General features: G+C 67.9%; 13 protein-coding genes. 7 read left to right on the top strand and 6 right to left on the bottom strand.

Annotated elements, in window-relative coordinates; translation table 11 throughout:
* Positions 1 to 78: 78 nt before the first annotated feature.
* Positions 79 to 828, bottom strand: coding sequence for an energy-coupling factor transporter transmembrane component T family protein (locus tag GH2_RS17295; protein ID WP_066170880.1), 750 nt, complete (start codon positions 826 to 828; stop codon positions 79 to 81).
* The gene (locus GH2_RS17300; RefSeq protein WP_066170987.1) at positions 828 to 2,855 is read right to left on the bottom strand and encodes an ABC transporter ATP-binding protein; all 2,028 of its coding nucleotides are present in this window, start codon (positions 2,853 to 2,855) and stop codon (positions 828 to 830) included. Before GH2_RS17300 ends, GH2_RS17295 begins: the two co-directional genes overlap by 1 nt.
* 160 nt (positions 2,856 to 3,015) lie before the next feature.
* Here GH2_RS17300 and GH2_RS17305 point away from each other — a divergent pair, with 160 nt between their 5' ends.
* Together GH2_RS17305 and GH2_RS17310 are read left to right on the top strand one after the other, a co-directional pair.
* Positions 3,016 to 3,756 carry a TMEM165/GDT1 family protein gene (locus GH2_RS17305; RefSeq protein ID WP_066170883.1) on the top strand — a complete coding sequence of 247 codons (741 nt, stop codon included), beginning with the start codon at positions 3,016 to 3,018 and terminating at the stop codon, positions 3,754 to 3,756.
* 91 nt (positions 3,757 to 3,847) lie between these two features.
* Positions 3,848 to 4,609, top strand: coding sequence for an SDR family oxidoreductase (locus GH2_RS17310; RefSeq protein WP_066170886.1), 762 nt, complete (start codon positions 3,848 to 3,850; stop codon positions 4,607 to 4,609).
* 168 nt (positions 4,610 to 4,777) lie between these two features.
* On the opposite strand, the gene GH2_RS17315 is transcribed toward GH2_RS17310, so the two are convergent.
* Entirely contained in the window at positions 4,778 to 6,445 is a 1,668-nt protein-coding gene (locus GH2_RS17315; protein ID WP_066170889.1) for a TM0106 family RecB-like putative nuclease, read from the bottom strand.
* Positions 6,446 to 6,577: 132 nt separating this feature from the next.
* Here GH2_RS17315 and GH2_RS17320 point away from each other — a divergent pair, with 132 nt between their 5' ends.
* Genes GH2_RS17320 through GH2_RS17330 form a run of 3 tightly spaced genes read left to right on the top strand, consistent with a single transcriptional unit; the run spans position 6,578 to position 8,371 of the window.
* Positions 6,578 to 7,303, top strand: a complete 726-nt coding sequence (locus GH2_RS17320) for a DUF6474 family protein (protein WP_066170892.1) — start codon at positions 6,578 to 6,580, stop codon at positions 7,301 to 7,303.
* Positions 7,304 to 7,307: 4 nt separating this feature from the next.
* The gene (locus tag GH2_RS17325) at positions 7,308 to 8,036 is read left to right on the top strand and encodes a cutinase family protein (protein ID WP_307825426.1); all 729 of its coding nucleotides are present in this window, start codon (positions 7,308 to 7,310) and stop codon (positions 8,034 to 8,036) included.
* The gene (locus GH2_RS17330) at positions 8,036 to 8,371 is read left to right on the top strand and encodes an immunity protein Imm33 domain-containing protein (RefSeq protein WP_066170895.1); all 336 of its coding nucleotides are present in this window, start codon (positions 8,036 to 8,038) and stop codon (positions 8,369 to 8,371) included. The genes GH2_RS17325 and GH2_RS17330 overlap by 1 nt, the downstream gene beginning before the upstream one ends.
* Positions 8,372 to 8,483: 112 nt before the next feature.
* On the opposite strand, the gene GH2_RS17335 is transcribed toward GH2_RS17330, so the two are convergent.
* The 3 genes from GH2_RS17335 to pdhA are packed head-to-tail and all read right to left on the bottom strand — an operon-like array spanning position 8,484 to position 11,841.
* The gene (locus tag GH2_RS17335; RefSeq protein ID WP_066170897.1) at positions 8,484 to 9,743 is read right to left on the bottom strand and encodes a dihydrolipoamide acetyltransferase family protein; all 1,260 of its coding nucleotides are present in this window, start codon (positions 9,741 to 9,743) and stop codon (positions 8,484 to 8,486) included.
* Positions 9,744 to 9,763: 20 nt separating this feature from the next.
* Positions 9,764 to 10,765 carry an alpha-ketoacid dehydrogenase subunit beta gene (locus GH2_RS17340; protein ID WP_066170899.1) on the bottom strand — a complete coding sequence of 334 codons (1,002 nt, stop codon included), beginning with the start codon at positions 10,763 to 10,765 and terminating at the stop codon, positions 9,764 to 9,766.
* Positions 10,765 to 11,841 carry a pyruvate dehydrogenase (acetyl-transferring) E1 component subunit alpha gene (pdhA, locus tag GH2_RS17345; RefSeq protein WP_066170900.1) on the bottom strand — a complete coding sequence of 359 codons (1,077 nt, stop codon included), beginning with the start codon at positions 11,839 to 11,841 and terminating at the stop codon, positions 10,765 to 10,767. Before pdhA ends, GH2_RS17340 begins: the two co-directional genes overlap by 1 nt.
* Positions 11,842 to 11,990: 149 nt before the next feature.
* Here pdhA and GH2_RS17350 point away from each other — a divergent pair, with 149 nt between their 5' ends.
* Both GH2_RS17350 and GH2_RS17355 read left to right on the top strand, forming a co-directional pair.
* Entirely contained in the window at positions 11,991 to 12,473 is a 483-nt protein-coding gene (locus tag GH2_RS17350; protein WP_066170903.1) for an Lrp/AsnC family transcriptional regulator, read from the top strand.
* Between the two features lie 127 nt (positions 12,474 to 12,600).
* Positions 12,601 to 13,779 (top strand): NAD(P)/FAD-dependent oxidoreductase, encoded by a 1,179-nt coding sequence (locus GH2_RS17355; protein WP_066170905.1) that lies wholly within the window; start codon positions 12,601 to 12,603, stop codon positions 13,777 to 13,779.
* Position 13,780: the final 1 nt, after the last annotated feature.

The raw sequence follows: 13,780 nt of genomic DNA on the forward strand, positions 1-13,780 counted from the left end.
ACCGCTTGACCGTTCTTGCTCCGTTCGCCTCCGACCACCACCGCGCATGGGCGAGAAGTCCCGAGCGTGGCGGGGCGTCTACAGGTAGATGACGCTGACCGTGATCGCCGCGGCACACGCCGCGAAGAACACGCCGAGCACCACCGCGTCGATTCGCCCTGGACGGGACGGATAGGCGGTGAGCCGCCCGGCGCCGCCGCGCGCGGTGATCGCCTCCGCCATCTCCGAGCTGCGCCGCATGGCCGACGACATCGCCGCCACCACGATGTCGAGCACGGACAACTCCGCCGATGGATGCCCCGAGTCGGCTCTCGACCGCGGGCGCAACCGGTGCGCGGCCCACAGCAGGCGGATCTCCCCGACCAGCAGCGGAAGCGCCCGCAGGGCGAGGGCGATGGTGACCGCCCACTCGTCGACCGGCAGTCGCAGAATCCGCAGCGGCGACATCAGCCTGGCCAACGCCGGAGCCAGGTCGGCCATCGGCGTCGTCCAGATCACCAGCACCGACATCGCGAGGACCACCAGTCCCAGCACCACACCGCGCAGCGTCGTGATGCCGCCGTCCATGCCGCGTGCGATCCACGACCACACCACCGAGACCGCCATCAACCCCCAGAACCACCACGGCGGTTTCGGCAGCGCGCCGATCGGGATCCTGGCGATGAGGACGAACACGATCAGGCAGACGGTGATGAACCCCAGGCTGGGCCAGGACGGCAGCACCCAGGTCATCAGACCGAGCGTGAAGATGATGATGAGCTTGCTGCCCGCCCACAGCCGGTGGACCGGCGAGTCTCCGGGAATCTGCCGAAGCATCGGAATCTGCATCACCGACCGCCTTCCAACACGCCGTCGACCAGTTCGATCCGACGGTTGCACACCTTGTCGAGCGCTTCGAGGTCGTGCGAGATGATGATGATCGTCGCCCCCTGTCGACGCAGTCCGGCCAGGACGGCGAGCACTTCTTCCCGTGCCTGCGGATCGAGTCCGGCCAGCGGCTCGTCGAGGACCAGCAGGTCGGGTTTCGACGCGATCAACGACGCCAGCACCACGCGACGCATCTGGCCTCCGGACAGGGCGTCGACGCGACGTGCAGCGATCTCCCGAGGGAGGGTGACGAGATCGAGCACGTGTCCGACCTCCGCCGTTCCGACGTCCAGGCCGCCGACCGCCATGATCTCGTCGGCCACCGTCGCCTTCTGCAACTGCAGTCGGGCGTGCTGGAAACCGAGTCCGACGTCGCCGACCCGTTCGTAGGTCGGATCGTCGCCGAGCATCACCGTCCCGGTCGTGGGTTTGATCAGACCGGCGAGAATCCAGGCCAGGGTCGATTTTCCGGAGCCGTTGCCGCCGACGATCAGCACGCCGTCGCCGGCATTGACCCGCAGGTTCACTGATCGCAGGGCGGTGACCTCCCACGGTGATCCGATCAGGTACGTGTGCTGCAGATCTTTCACGACCAGCAGGGCGTCGCCCGCCTCGTCGTGCCGCTGCGGCAACGGTGGGCTGATGGCCTCGGGCCGCATCCACTCGGGGTGGTGGGCGACGACGCGCCCGGCCTGCAGGTGGATCACCCGGTCGGCGGCGCGTGCCTCACCGTCGCGGTGGGTGATGAGGACGACGGTGATGCCGCGGCGGCGCGGGAGCTCCGCCAGGATCGCGATGAGTTCGGCACGACCTGCGGGGTCGACCATCGACGTCACCTCGTCCGCGATGAGCAGGCGCGGATCTCGCGCCAGCGCGGCGGCGACGGCGAGACGTTGCTGCTGCCCGCCGGAGAGATCGGTGGTCTCGCGGTCGGCGAGTCCGGTCAGGCCGACTTCCGCCAGCAGCCCGTCGACGTCGACCTCGGTGCCCGCGGGAAGTCCCCACACCAGGTCGTCGGCCACGCGGGCGCCGAGCATCTGGGCCTCGGGACGCTGCAGCACCAGCGCGGTGCCGCCCGCGCGGCCCAGGCCCGGAGCTCCCGGCCGGTCGACGATGCCGATGGTCGGATCGACGCCGGACAGCAACTTCGACAGCGTCGACTTCCCCGATCCGTTCGCGCCCACGATCGCCACGAACTCGCCGCGCACCAACGAGAGGTCGATGCCGGACAGCACCTGCCGACTGGATCCGGGGTAGGTGTACCCCACGCCGACCATGCGCAGCGGCAGCGGGTCGACGGGTCGATCGCCGTCGACGACGCTCGCTGCTTCCAACGTGTCCTCGAGCGGGACTTCGCGGAGTCGGTCGAGCACCTTGGTCAACAGCCAGGCCGCGATCCACAGGGTCACCAGGCAGCCGATGGTCCCCGGGATCCACATCCACAACCACCAGTTGTCGACGATGTGCCGGCTGAGGGAATCGATCGCGGTCCCACCCGCCTCGAACCTGACGGCACGCGCCGTCTTCGCGATGCCGGTCAGGATGTTGTCGAGGATCTCCAGCGCGAGTTTGCGCAACGGAACCAGTGCCCACATCAACAGGACCGACATGCCCGCCACGATCGGCGCCGCGACGAGCGACATCACGAACATCGCGACGCCGCGACCCCCGCGTCGATGCACCTCGCCGACCAGTCCGCCCATCACCACCGAGGCGAGCACCGCGAACGCCGGACCGAGTCCGCTGACCACGAACGTGACCGCGACCGTGGTGACGATGGCGGCGATCACCGCGCGGATCCGGGTTCGGGCCGCCAACAGCGCGACCGGTACCGGCGTCATGAAGCCGAGGGCTGCGGCGAGCGGGATCACGGACACGATGACCGCCGGAACCACCGTCAGACCGCTGAAGACCGCGATGGCCGCGAACTCACGGGGACGCAACTTCCCGGTCGGCGCCGCCGGAGCGTCGATTGTTTTCCTGACCACCCGCCCATTGTGCCGGGTGCCGCGGACCGACACGGAGCCGACGGTATCCCCATCGACGGTTGTTCGGCTCGCCGAAGCTCCTCATTTGGCTTCCCCACCTGCGCTTTTGCGCCGGTTCCGACTGTTGCATGCGGTGTCGAGGCCGCCCTACCGTGGCGGTATGTTCGCAGCCCTGATCTTGAGCTTCGGCGTGATCTTCATCGCCGAGTTGGGAGACAAGTCCCAGCTCATGGCCATGACCTACGCTCTGCGATACCGCTGGTGGGTGGTGCTGAGCGCCATTCTGACGGCAACCACGCTGGTGCACGCGGTGTCCGTGTTCTTCGGTCACTTCCTCGGCGTGTCGATTCCGACCGATCTGATGTCGATTCTCGCCGGCCTGTCGATGCTCGCATTCGGCCTGTGGACGCTCCGCGGTGACGAGCTCGACGACGAGGAGTCCGCCCGCGCCAAGCGGGTCGGCGCGTCGGTGTTCCTGGCGGTGATGAGCTCGTTCACCCTCGCCGAACTCGGCGACAAGACGATGCTCGCCACCATCACCCTCGCCACCAACAACGACTGGCTGGGCGTCTGGATCGGTTCCACCATCGGCATGGTGGCCGCCGACGCGCTGGCGATCGGTGTCGGCCGTCTGCTCGGCAAGCACCTGCCCGAGCGGTCCATCGCGATCGGCGCCGCCGTGCTGTTCTTCGGCTTCGCCGCGTGGCTCCTCTACGAGGGCCTTTCCCACGCACCCGCCTGGGCGATCGGTGTCACCGTGCCCGCCGCCGTGATCATCGCCGTCGCGGGCGTCGCGTGGATTCGCGCGACGCATCGACGCCGTCGTGCCGAGGCCGCGGCCGTTCCACGGGCAGCCGCCACGCCGACCGTCGAGAACCGGGATTCCACCACCCTCCCCTGAGCGATCGCTCGGTCGGCGCGCATTTTTGCGTTAGAGTCACTTCCTGTCCGGTCCCGAACTCGGGGCTCATCGTTGTGAAAGGAAGTCACCCATGGACGTCACCGGCTCCGCCGTCATCGTCACCGGCGCCGCCTCCGGCCTCGGAGCAGCCACTGCCAAGCGATTCACCGAGCAGGGTGCCACGGTCTTCGGCATCGATCTCGCGCCCTCGATCGAGAAGGCCGAGTCCGTCCCGAACGTGCAGCTCGTCGCCGCCGATGTGACCAGCGAGGAGCAGGTTCAGGGCGTCATCGACCAGGTCGTCGAAGCAGGCCTCCCGCTGCGCGTCGCCGTGAACTGCGCCGGTGTGGGTTGGGCGTCGCGCATCCTCGGCAAGGAGGGTCCGCACGATCTGGACTTGTTCCGCAAGGTCCTCGAGATCAACACCGTCGGCACGTTCAATGTGATGCGACTGGCCGCGAACCGCATGCAGCACGAGTCCGCGCTGACCGATGACGGCGCCCGCGGCGTCGTCATCAACACCGCGTCCGTCGCAGCCTTCGAGGGGCAGATCGGCCAGATCGCGTACACCGCGTCCAAGGGCGCCGTTCACGCGATGACCATCTCTGCCGCGCGTGACCTCGCCCGCGCCGGCGTCCGTGTCTGCACCATCGCCCCCGGCACCATCAACACCCCGATGCTCGCCGGCGTCACCGACGAGTTCAAGAAGACCCTCGAGGCCGGAATCCCGTTCCCGCAGCGTCTCGGCGAGCCCACCGAGTACGCCGACCTCGCCGCCTTCATCGTCTCGCACGACTACCTGAACGGTGAGACCATCCGCATGGACGGCGCCCTGCGCATGGCCCCGAGGTAGCGCGACGGAGTCGCGCGACGGAGTCGCGGGTCGAGCCGATTCGCGAGGCGTTAGCCGAGAATCGGTCGAGACCTAGTGAGGTGCGCTGGAACCCAGCGCACCTCACTCGGGCCTCAACCCAGCGCACCTCACCCATGTCTCGGTACACCCCTGGGCTCGCAGGCTCACTCAGCGCCACTCGACCTCCTCCGCTACGCTTCGGAAATTCTCCGCCAGCAGATCGTCCGCCAGCGGCAACACCAGCACATCGTCGCCCGCGATCCACTCGCGCAGGACTTTCGTCGCGCGCACATCGTCTTCGTTGTACTCCAGCAGCCGGTCGCGTTGGGTGAGGTCGAGGTCCGCGCCGTCGAGCGCGACGGCGGCGGCGTACCACTCCATCGACGCTTCGCCGCCGGCCTCGTCGTCCCGCCAATTGAAGCCGGCGACCGGCGCGATCCGCTTGAGCCCCTTGCCCTTCGGGCACACGAAGTTGTCTCCGACCGCTTCGAAGACGTCCACCCACTCGGTCGACGCGATGAACGCGTCGACGGTCTTCCGTGACGGGACGCCCGGCAGGTCGCCGAATCGGTCGGCGCTTCCGCGGAGCCATCGATTCTCTGCGTGCTGCGAGTAGCAGTAGGCGGCGAACGTCTTGTCCGCCTCGTGCGCCGCGTTCCGTTCAGTCATCAACCACGCCCAGAACGCGGCGAACGACCGCCCCTCGTCGCGCGTCGGCAACGGATCCCAGGTGACGAACGGACGGTAGACGACGGGGCGCTCTGGATCGGTGTTGTCGGTCAGGAGCGTGCCCCACAGATAGGCTCCGCGTTCGGAGAAGCTCTCCATGTCGACATCCACCTCGATGTCGGCGCGGTGCACTCGTGGGCGGTCGCGACGCCGGACCAGCGGAATGCCGCGCACCCACGACTTCGCGGACACGACGGTGTCCGCGAACTTCGTCGACCCGACCCACTCGTCGGGCTCACGGCCGCGGTAATCGGCCAGTTTGTCGATCGTCACGATGCCTGCGTCACGCAGGATGCGGCCCTGGTTGCCGCCGACGACCAAACTCACATCGCGCTGCTGGATCAGTCGCGCCTCGCACTGCGGCCACCAGTGGCAGCTGCGGCATTCGCTGACCTTGCGCGGTGCGGTCGCGACGGTTCCCTCGGCGATGGCCCGGCGGCGGGCGAAGCTCTCGTCGTACTCATCGGCGATCTCGCCGAGCGGCACGACCACCACGCAGTCCGCATCGAGGCCGATGAGACCACCGACCGCCTCGGTTCGCGGCGCATGCAGCCGTCCCAGGTCGTCGAGCATCGCTGCGAGTTGGGCCAGGCGCATCACGTCGCGCCGCTGGCTGCGGAACGAGCGGGTCGGGTCTGGCTCCGGATGCCAGCCGAACAGCGGGCTCGTCTGCAGCGCCGGGGTCTCGTCCAACCGCGGTTCGGCGATGACCGTCGTGACCCGGTGGTTGACGATGATGATCGGGACGTAGCCGCCGCCCTGCCGGACCAGCGCTTCGGCGTGGCCGCGTCGACCGCGCTCCGTATCGGTCGGGAGCGTCGCCTGCAGGATCCATTCGGCGCCCGCGTCCATTGCGGCGCGGGTCGCGCCGACACGTCCACGGTGATCCGGGTCGTCGACGAGCACCGCGGCGCCCGTCTCGCGGTCGCTCTGGAATCCGCGCAGCAGATCGATCACCTGTCGACGGTGGGCCTGCGCTGCTTCGATCCGCCGGTTGGCTTCGGCGCTCTCCGGTGTGCGCGACGCATCCTCTGCGGGGGCGAAATCGAGTGCCAGTCGGTGTTCACAGCCCGTGAGGTTCCGCGCGCCAAGAATCGCAGATCCCACGTGATCGGCCTCTACTTTCGCTGTCGCAGGCAACACGGCCGCGGCGGGCCGAGTTGTTCATTACCCACTGAGACTATGCAAAGCTGGAGACAACTGATCGCAGGAGTCGGGTATCCGACGGGAAAGGTCATCATGGGACTGTTCTCATCCATGGGCTCGAAGAGGACCCAGCGCAAGGCCGACGCCAAGATTCGCAAAGCGGAAGAGAAGATGATCCGCACTCGCGCGAAGGTGCAGGCCGAGGCGGAATCCCACGAGAGCCGCAAACAAGCGAAGCGACAGTTGAAGGACGAGCACAAATACGCCAAGCGCGCCCACAAGCAGGATCGCAAGACGATCAAGACCTCCGGCAAGGTCCAGCAGAAGACTGCGGCCGCCGAGGCGAAGGCGATTGCGGAACAGGCCAAGGCCGACGCTGCCGCGGCCTTCTTCACCCCCGCCAAGATGAAGCGATACCTGGCTGTCGGGCGGATGGTGGCGCCCATCGTCGTCCCGATCGCCTATCGTGCAGCGGTCAGTGCCCGCAGCCAGGTGACCGCGGTGCAGGCGCACCGCGCCGGCGTCGCGCCCGCCCTGTTGACCCAGTACGGAGGACCGAGCGCCACGCTGCGCGCGCGGATCGCCGCCTGCCAGGAGACCGCTGGCCAGGTCGCTGAACTCGAGACGACCCCGGAAGGCCAGGAGTTCGTCGCGGCGATGAACGCACGCCTGAACAACTTGAAGGTGGCGGCCGACGCGGCCGACACGATGCCGCCGCAACAGCGGAAGAACGCGCAGCGTGCGATCGACAACGAGCTCACCGCCATCGACAACGACCTCCTCGCCCGGTTGAACGTGAACCCCACCGCTGTACGCTGATCGCGTGATACTTCGCCGAATCCTCGTTCTTCTGTCGTGCGTGACGTTGGCGGCGAGCGGCCTGGCCGTCGGCGGCGCGTCGACGGGTAGTTCGCCTGCCGTCGCCGCACCCCACTGCGTCGACGTCCACGTCCTCTTCGCCCGCGGCACCGCCGAGACCGCTCCGCCGCTCGGCGTCACCGGGATCGCATTCGGAAATGCCGTTCGCGACCGTCTGCACGGCAAGTCGGTCCGCGTGGAGGCAGTGCAGTACGCGGCCAGCTCCGACTTCACCGAGAAGCTCAAGTTCGCGGAGTCGTTCGTCAAGGGCGTCGAGTACGCGCAGCGTCGGATGATGTCGATCGCGGCGACCTGCCCGGACACGAAGATCGTTCTCGGCGGCTACTCGCAGGGCGCGGCGCTGGCCGGGTACACGATCAGCTCGTCGATCAAGATCCCGGCGAAGTACTCCGAGTTCGACTCGTACGTCCCGAAGCCGCTGCCCGCCGAGATCGCGAAGCACGTCGCCGCGGTCGTCGAGTTCGGTCCGCCGTCCAAGCGCTTCATCCGCGAGGCCGGTGCGCCGGCCATCACCCCGCAGGCCGCCTACCGCGGCAAGACCGCGCGCTACTGCGCCCAGGGCGACACCATCTGCAACGGCGCTCCGCTCGGCGGCCCCAACGCGCTACACCTCCTCTACCCCGTCAACGGCATGATGGAGCAGGCAGCGAACTACGTAGCGGACCGGGTCTGATGTCGGCGCGTGCTGGCGACGTCACGCAAGCTCAGCAGGACGTCTGTCGCCGATTCGGCTACTCCGCGGTGGCGCCCGAACCGATGGTCGCCGTCGCATTGTCGACGATCGGGGCCATGCCGGTGTATGGGACGCGGATCGTTCTGCTCGAGGGGTATACGACGAGTTGGTTCATCCATTGCGGCGAATACTCCGACGCCGAGGACTTCTACCAGGCTTTGCACCTCACCAAGCTCTCCGAGATACTCCCGCTGGCAGTCCCCTACCTCGGACTTCCCCACGGATCGAAGTTCATCATCGATGATCGCGGGTACGAGGACGTCTGGCTCGCGTGATGGCGGCGAAAGTCGCTGCAGTCAGTGCCGGTTGCACGAGGTCTCGAGAGACTGCGTGCTCGCTCCGCTCGCAGGCAGCACTCGACCAACCTGGGCGGCCGTCACCGGGACGCTAGCTCAACGCGATCAACGACAGCGGGTCGGCGAGGACGTCGGCGATCGTGGCCAGGAAGATCGAGCCCTGCTCGCCGTCGACCAGGCGGTGATCGAACGACAGGCTCAGGGTGGTCACCTGCCGCAGCACGACCTCGCCCTGCCACTCCCACGGGCGACGGCGGACGGCGCCGAAGCACAGGATCGCGGCCTCGCCGGGATTGATGATCGGAGTTCCAGAGTCGACGCCGAACACGCCGACGTTGGTGATCGAGATGGTTCCACCCACCAGGTCGGCCGGCGGCGTCTTTCCGGACTTCGCGACGGCGGTCAGATCGCGGAGACGCTCGGCCAGCTCCCGCAGGCTCAGCGTCTGTGCGTTCTTGATGTTCGGGACCATGAGTCCGCGGGGTGTCGCGGCCGCGATCCCGAGGTTCACGTAGTGCTTGGTGACGATCTCCTGCGCGTCCTCGTCCCAGCTGGAGTTGAGTGACGGATTCCCGCGCAGCGCGACGAGCAGTGCCTTCGCAACCAGGGCGAGCGGGGTGATCCGCACCCCGTCGAACCGTTTGTGGTCGGCAAGCTGCGCGACGAGGTCCATCATGGCCGTCACGTCGACGTCGACGAACTCGGTGACGTGCGGGGCGGTGAACGCGCTGCGCACCATCGCGTCGGCGGTCCGACGCCGCACCCCGCGGATCGGCGTACGCTCCTCACTGCCGGAGACGACGAGGGGGTCCGGTTCGGCGGCGGTCGGATCGGCTGCCTGATCGTCGTATCGCTCGAGGTCGGCGCGAGTCACCTGCCCCGACGAGCCGGTCGGCGGCACGTCGGCGAGGTCGATGCCGCGGTCGCGTGCGAGTTTTCGGACCGGGGGCGCGGCGAGCGGCTTCGTGGGTGCGGCCGCAGCGTCTGCTTCCTCCGCGGCCACTGCAGTCTTGCGGCGCCGTCGACTGGTGCCCTCCTCAGCGACGCCGTATCCGACGAGAACCGGGGTGCGGGTAGGGGTTTCGGGATGGTCTCCATCCTTCTGAGCGGCGATCTCGATGTCGATGAAGGGGCTGCCGACGTCGACGGTGTCGCCCTCGGCGGCATGCAGCTTGACGACGGTGCCCGCGAACGGCGACGGCAGCTCGACGGACGCCTTCGCCGTCTCGACCTCGGCTATCTCCTGATTCAACTCGATCACGTCGCCGACGGCGACCATCCAGGTGACCAGTTCGGCGTCGGTCAGGCCCTCGCCGAGATCGGGGAGGTTGAAGGTCTCGATGACGGGCATGGGAGGAGCCTTCCGCAGATTCAGTCGGTGAACGTGGCGTCGACGGCCTCGAGAATGCGGTCGACGTCGGGGAGGAAATGCTGCTCGAGCTTGGCCGGCGGGTACGGGATCGCGAATCCCCCGACACGCCGGATCGGTGCCTCGAGGTGATAGAAGCACTCGGTCGAGACCCGCGCGGCGATCTCCGCGCCGACGCCCATGAACACCGGCGCCTCGTGCGCGATCACCAGGCGGCCGGTGCGACGGACGGAGTCGGCGATGGTGTCCATGTCGAGCGGCGAGATGGTCCGCAGGTCGACGACCTCGATCGAGCGTCCCTCCTCGGCGGCGATGGTCGCCGCCTGCAGGCCGGTGGTGACCAGCGGACCGTAGACCAGCAGGGTCACATCGGTGCCCGGATGGACGATGCGCGCCTGATGCAGTGGGTAGGCGTCGCCCGCGTCCAGTGCGGTGAAATCCGCGTCGCTCTTCTCCCAGTAGCGCCGCTTGGGCTCGAAGAACAGGACGGGGTCGTCGGAGGCGATGGCCTGCTGAATCATCGTGTAGGCGTCGGCGGCGTTGCTGCACGTCACGACGCGCAAACCGGCGGTGGCGGCGAAGTAGCCCTCGGGCGACTCCGAATGATGTTCGACGGCGCCGATCCCGCCGCCGAACGGCACGCGAATGGTGAGTGGCATCGTCACTGCGCCCGCGGTGCGGTGGTGGAGCTTGGCGACCTGCGAGACGATCTGGTCGAACGCCGGGTAGATGAATCCGTCGAACTGGATCTCGCACACCGGTCGGTAACCGCGGAACGCCAGTCCCACTGCGGTGCCGATGATTCCCGATTCGGCGAGCGGCGTGTCGATCACGCGTTTGTCACCGAACTCGGCCTGCAGACCGTCGGTGATCCGGAAGACGCCGCCGAGTTTGCCGATGTCCTCACCCATGAGGATCACCTTGTCGTCGTCGGCGAGCGCCTTGCGGAGCCCGGCAGTGACGGCCTTTCCCAGCGGGACTCGCGTGGGCGCCGCGGCGGACATCAGGCTTCCAGCGTGTCGAGGTACGCCGCGTACTCTCTGCGCTCGGCGTCGATCAGCGGGTGGGGCTCCGCGTAGGCGTCGTCGAAGATCGACAGCGCCGGCGGGTCCGCCAGTTCCAGGCAGCCGCGGCGCAGTTCGGCGGCGGCCGCGTCGGCGTGCTCGCCGATGGCCTTCACGTCCTGCTCCGAGAGCGCGCCCGCCGACTCGAGAAGCAGCCGGATGCGCTCGATCGGGTCGCGCCGGATCCATTCGGCGTCGTCGTCCGCGGTGCGGTAGCGCGTGGGGTCGTCAGACGTGGTGTGCGGACCGCGTCGATAGGTCACGGCTTCGATAAAGGTCGGGCCGCCGCCTTCACGAGCGAGTTCCAATGCTGCACGCGTCACGGCCAGCACGGCGAGGACGTCGTTGCCGTCGACCCGCACAGTCGGCATGCCGTAGCCGCGGCCGCGATGCGAGATCTGTGCTTTGGTCTGCAGGGTGACCGGCTCGGAGATGGCCCATTGGTTGTTCTGGCAGAAGAAGACGACCGGTGCGGCAAAGCTGGCAGCGAATCCCATGGCCTCCGCGACGTCGCCCTGGCTGGTCGCGCCGTCGCCGAAATAGGTGATGACCGCGCTGTTGGCGCCGTCGAAGTTGACCCCCATGCCGTAGCCCGCCGCGTGCAGCGTCTGTGCGCCGATGATGATGGCCGGCGTGGCCATGTTGTATTTGTGCGGATCCCAGCCGGACAGCGACGTCCCGCGCCAGAACGGCATCAGCTCCTTGAGCGGCACGCCGCGACAGTACGCGACGCCGTGCTCACGGTAGCTGGGGAAGACGAAGTCATCGGCTTCGAGCGCGCGAGCGGAACCGATCTGGGCGGCCTCCTGCCCCAGCAGCGGGGCCCAGAGTCCGAGCTGGCCCTGGCGCTGCAGCGCGGTGGCCTCGGCGTCGAGGCGACGCACCACCACCATGTCCTCATAGAGCTTCCGCAGGTCGGCCATGCCGATGTCGTCGACATAGGTCGAGAAGTCGGGGTGGATGTGCCGCTCGCCGGCGATGGTGACGAGCTGGACGATTTCGTCGATGTCAGACATGTCAGCCTCCTCAGGGAAGTCGGTGTGGATCGCACACGCTTGGCTCCTGTGGTAACGGTCTCAATTGCGTTCAGTGTGCGCAAGGTACCTCAAATCAATTGAGCAGACTGACCAATATTAGCGGCGACTTTCGGGTACGACTGGTCTTTATGGCCAGAATCGACCGCACCGACGCCCGCCTCCTCCAAGCCCTCTGCGCATTCCCCCGCGCCACCGGAGTTCAGCTCGCAGGCCTGGTCAACATGGCGCGCAACACCGTCCAGACCCGGCTGGGTCGTTGGGACACCGAGGATCTGCTCGCCCCCTTCGATCGTCGGGTGAACCCGCGCGACCTCGGGTTCCCGCTCCGCGCCTACATCGCCGTGGTCGTCGACCAGCATCGACTGGAGGAGGTCGTCGCCTCGCTCGGCACCATCCCCGAAGTCCTCGAGGTGGTCGGCATCTCCGGCATCGCCGACCTCCAACTTCTCGTCGCCGCGGCGGACGCCGACGACCTGTACCGCATCGCGGGTCACGTCCTCGCGGTCCCCGGGGTCACCCGCACCACCGTGTCGGTGGTGATGCACGAGGCGATTCCGTATCGGACGCTGCCGCTGATCGAACGGTTGGCGGGCCGACCACAGGCGGACTGACAGGTTCGGATCGCCACGAATCAGCAGGCCATGATTCCTGACGATCACGACGACACGGTTCGCACTTCGTGCCTACGCTCGAGGTGAGGACACATCTCGCCTCTTCGACCTGCCGAAGGGAACTTTCATGGACAACACCGCTCCGATCGCTGCCACCGACTACGACACAATCGTCATCGGCGGCGGCATCGCAGGCGTCTCCATCGCGTACGAACTGGCCGAACAGCAGTCGGTCGCCGTCGTCGAACGCGAGTCGACGCTCGCCTATCACACCACCGGTCGCTCGGCCGCAACCTTTCTCGAGAGCTACGGGAACGCAACCGTCCGCATGCTCACCCGGGCCAGCCGCGACTTCTTCGTCGCCCCACCCGAGTTCGTCGACGGGCCGCTGGTCGCCGACCTGCCGCTCGTGATCGTCGCCGAGAAGGCAGAGGTCCAGAGTCTGCGGTCCCTGCATGAGGCGGTGAACGGCGGGCCGGTGCGCAGCGGGACCATCGAGTTGCTCGACGGCGAGGCGGCCGAACGTCTGAACCCGATGCTTCGACCCGGATACACCGAATTGGCGATGGTCGATTTCGGCTCGTTGGAACTCGACGTCCACGGTCTGCACCAGGGTTTTCTGCGGGGGCTCCGGCGCCGCGGCGGTGACGTGCTCAAGTCGGCGGGCATCGTCGGCGCGCGCCGCGAACGATCGGTGTGGGTCCTGAGCGATGCCAAGGGCAATGAACTGCGCACCCGGAACGTCGTGAACGCGGCCGGCGCCTGGTGCGATGAGGTCGCCGAGATCTTCGGCGCCGCCCCGATCGGCATCCGGCCGCTGCGTCGTACCGCCTTCATGGTGGCGGGGCCGCGCGAGCTGCCCGTCGGCTTCTCGGGGTCGCGGCGAACGATGACCATGTCGGCCAGTGAGGACTTCTACTTCAAACCCGACGGAGCGAGCTTCCTGTGCTCGCCCGCCGACGAGACGCTGCAGGAGCCCGCCGACGCCAAGCCCGACGACCTCGAGATCGCCCGAGCCATCGACAGACTCAACGAGGCGAGCCTGCTGGAGATCCGCAGCGTCGCGACGTCGTGGGCGGGACTCCGCAGCTTCACCGCGGACCGGACGCCGGTGATCGGCCCCGACCCCACTGTCGACGGCTTCAGTTGGTTCGCAGGCCAGGGCGGCTACGGGATCCAGATGGCCCCCGCGCTGGCTCGAGCGGGCGCGGGCCTGATGGTGCACGGCGAGCTCCCGACCGACCTGACCGACATGGGGCTGTCGACGGCCCTGCTCTCGGCAGGTCGGGCGGCGCTCGCCGCGTAAC

Source organism: Gordonia hydrophobica NBRC 16057 (assembly GCF_001592365.1).
Classification (GTDB): Bacteria; Actinomycetota; Actinomycetes; order Mycobacteriales; family Mycobacteriaceae; genus Gordonia; species Gordonia hydrophobica.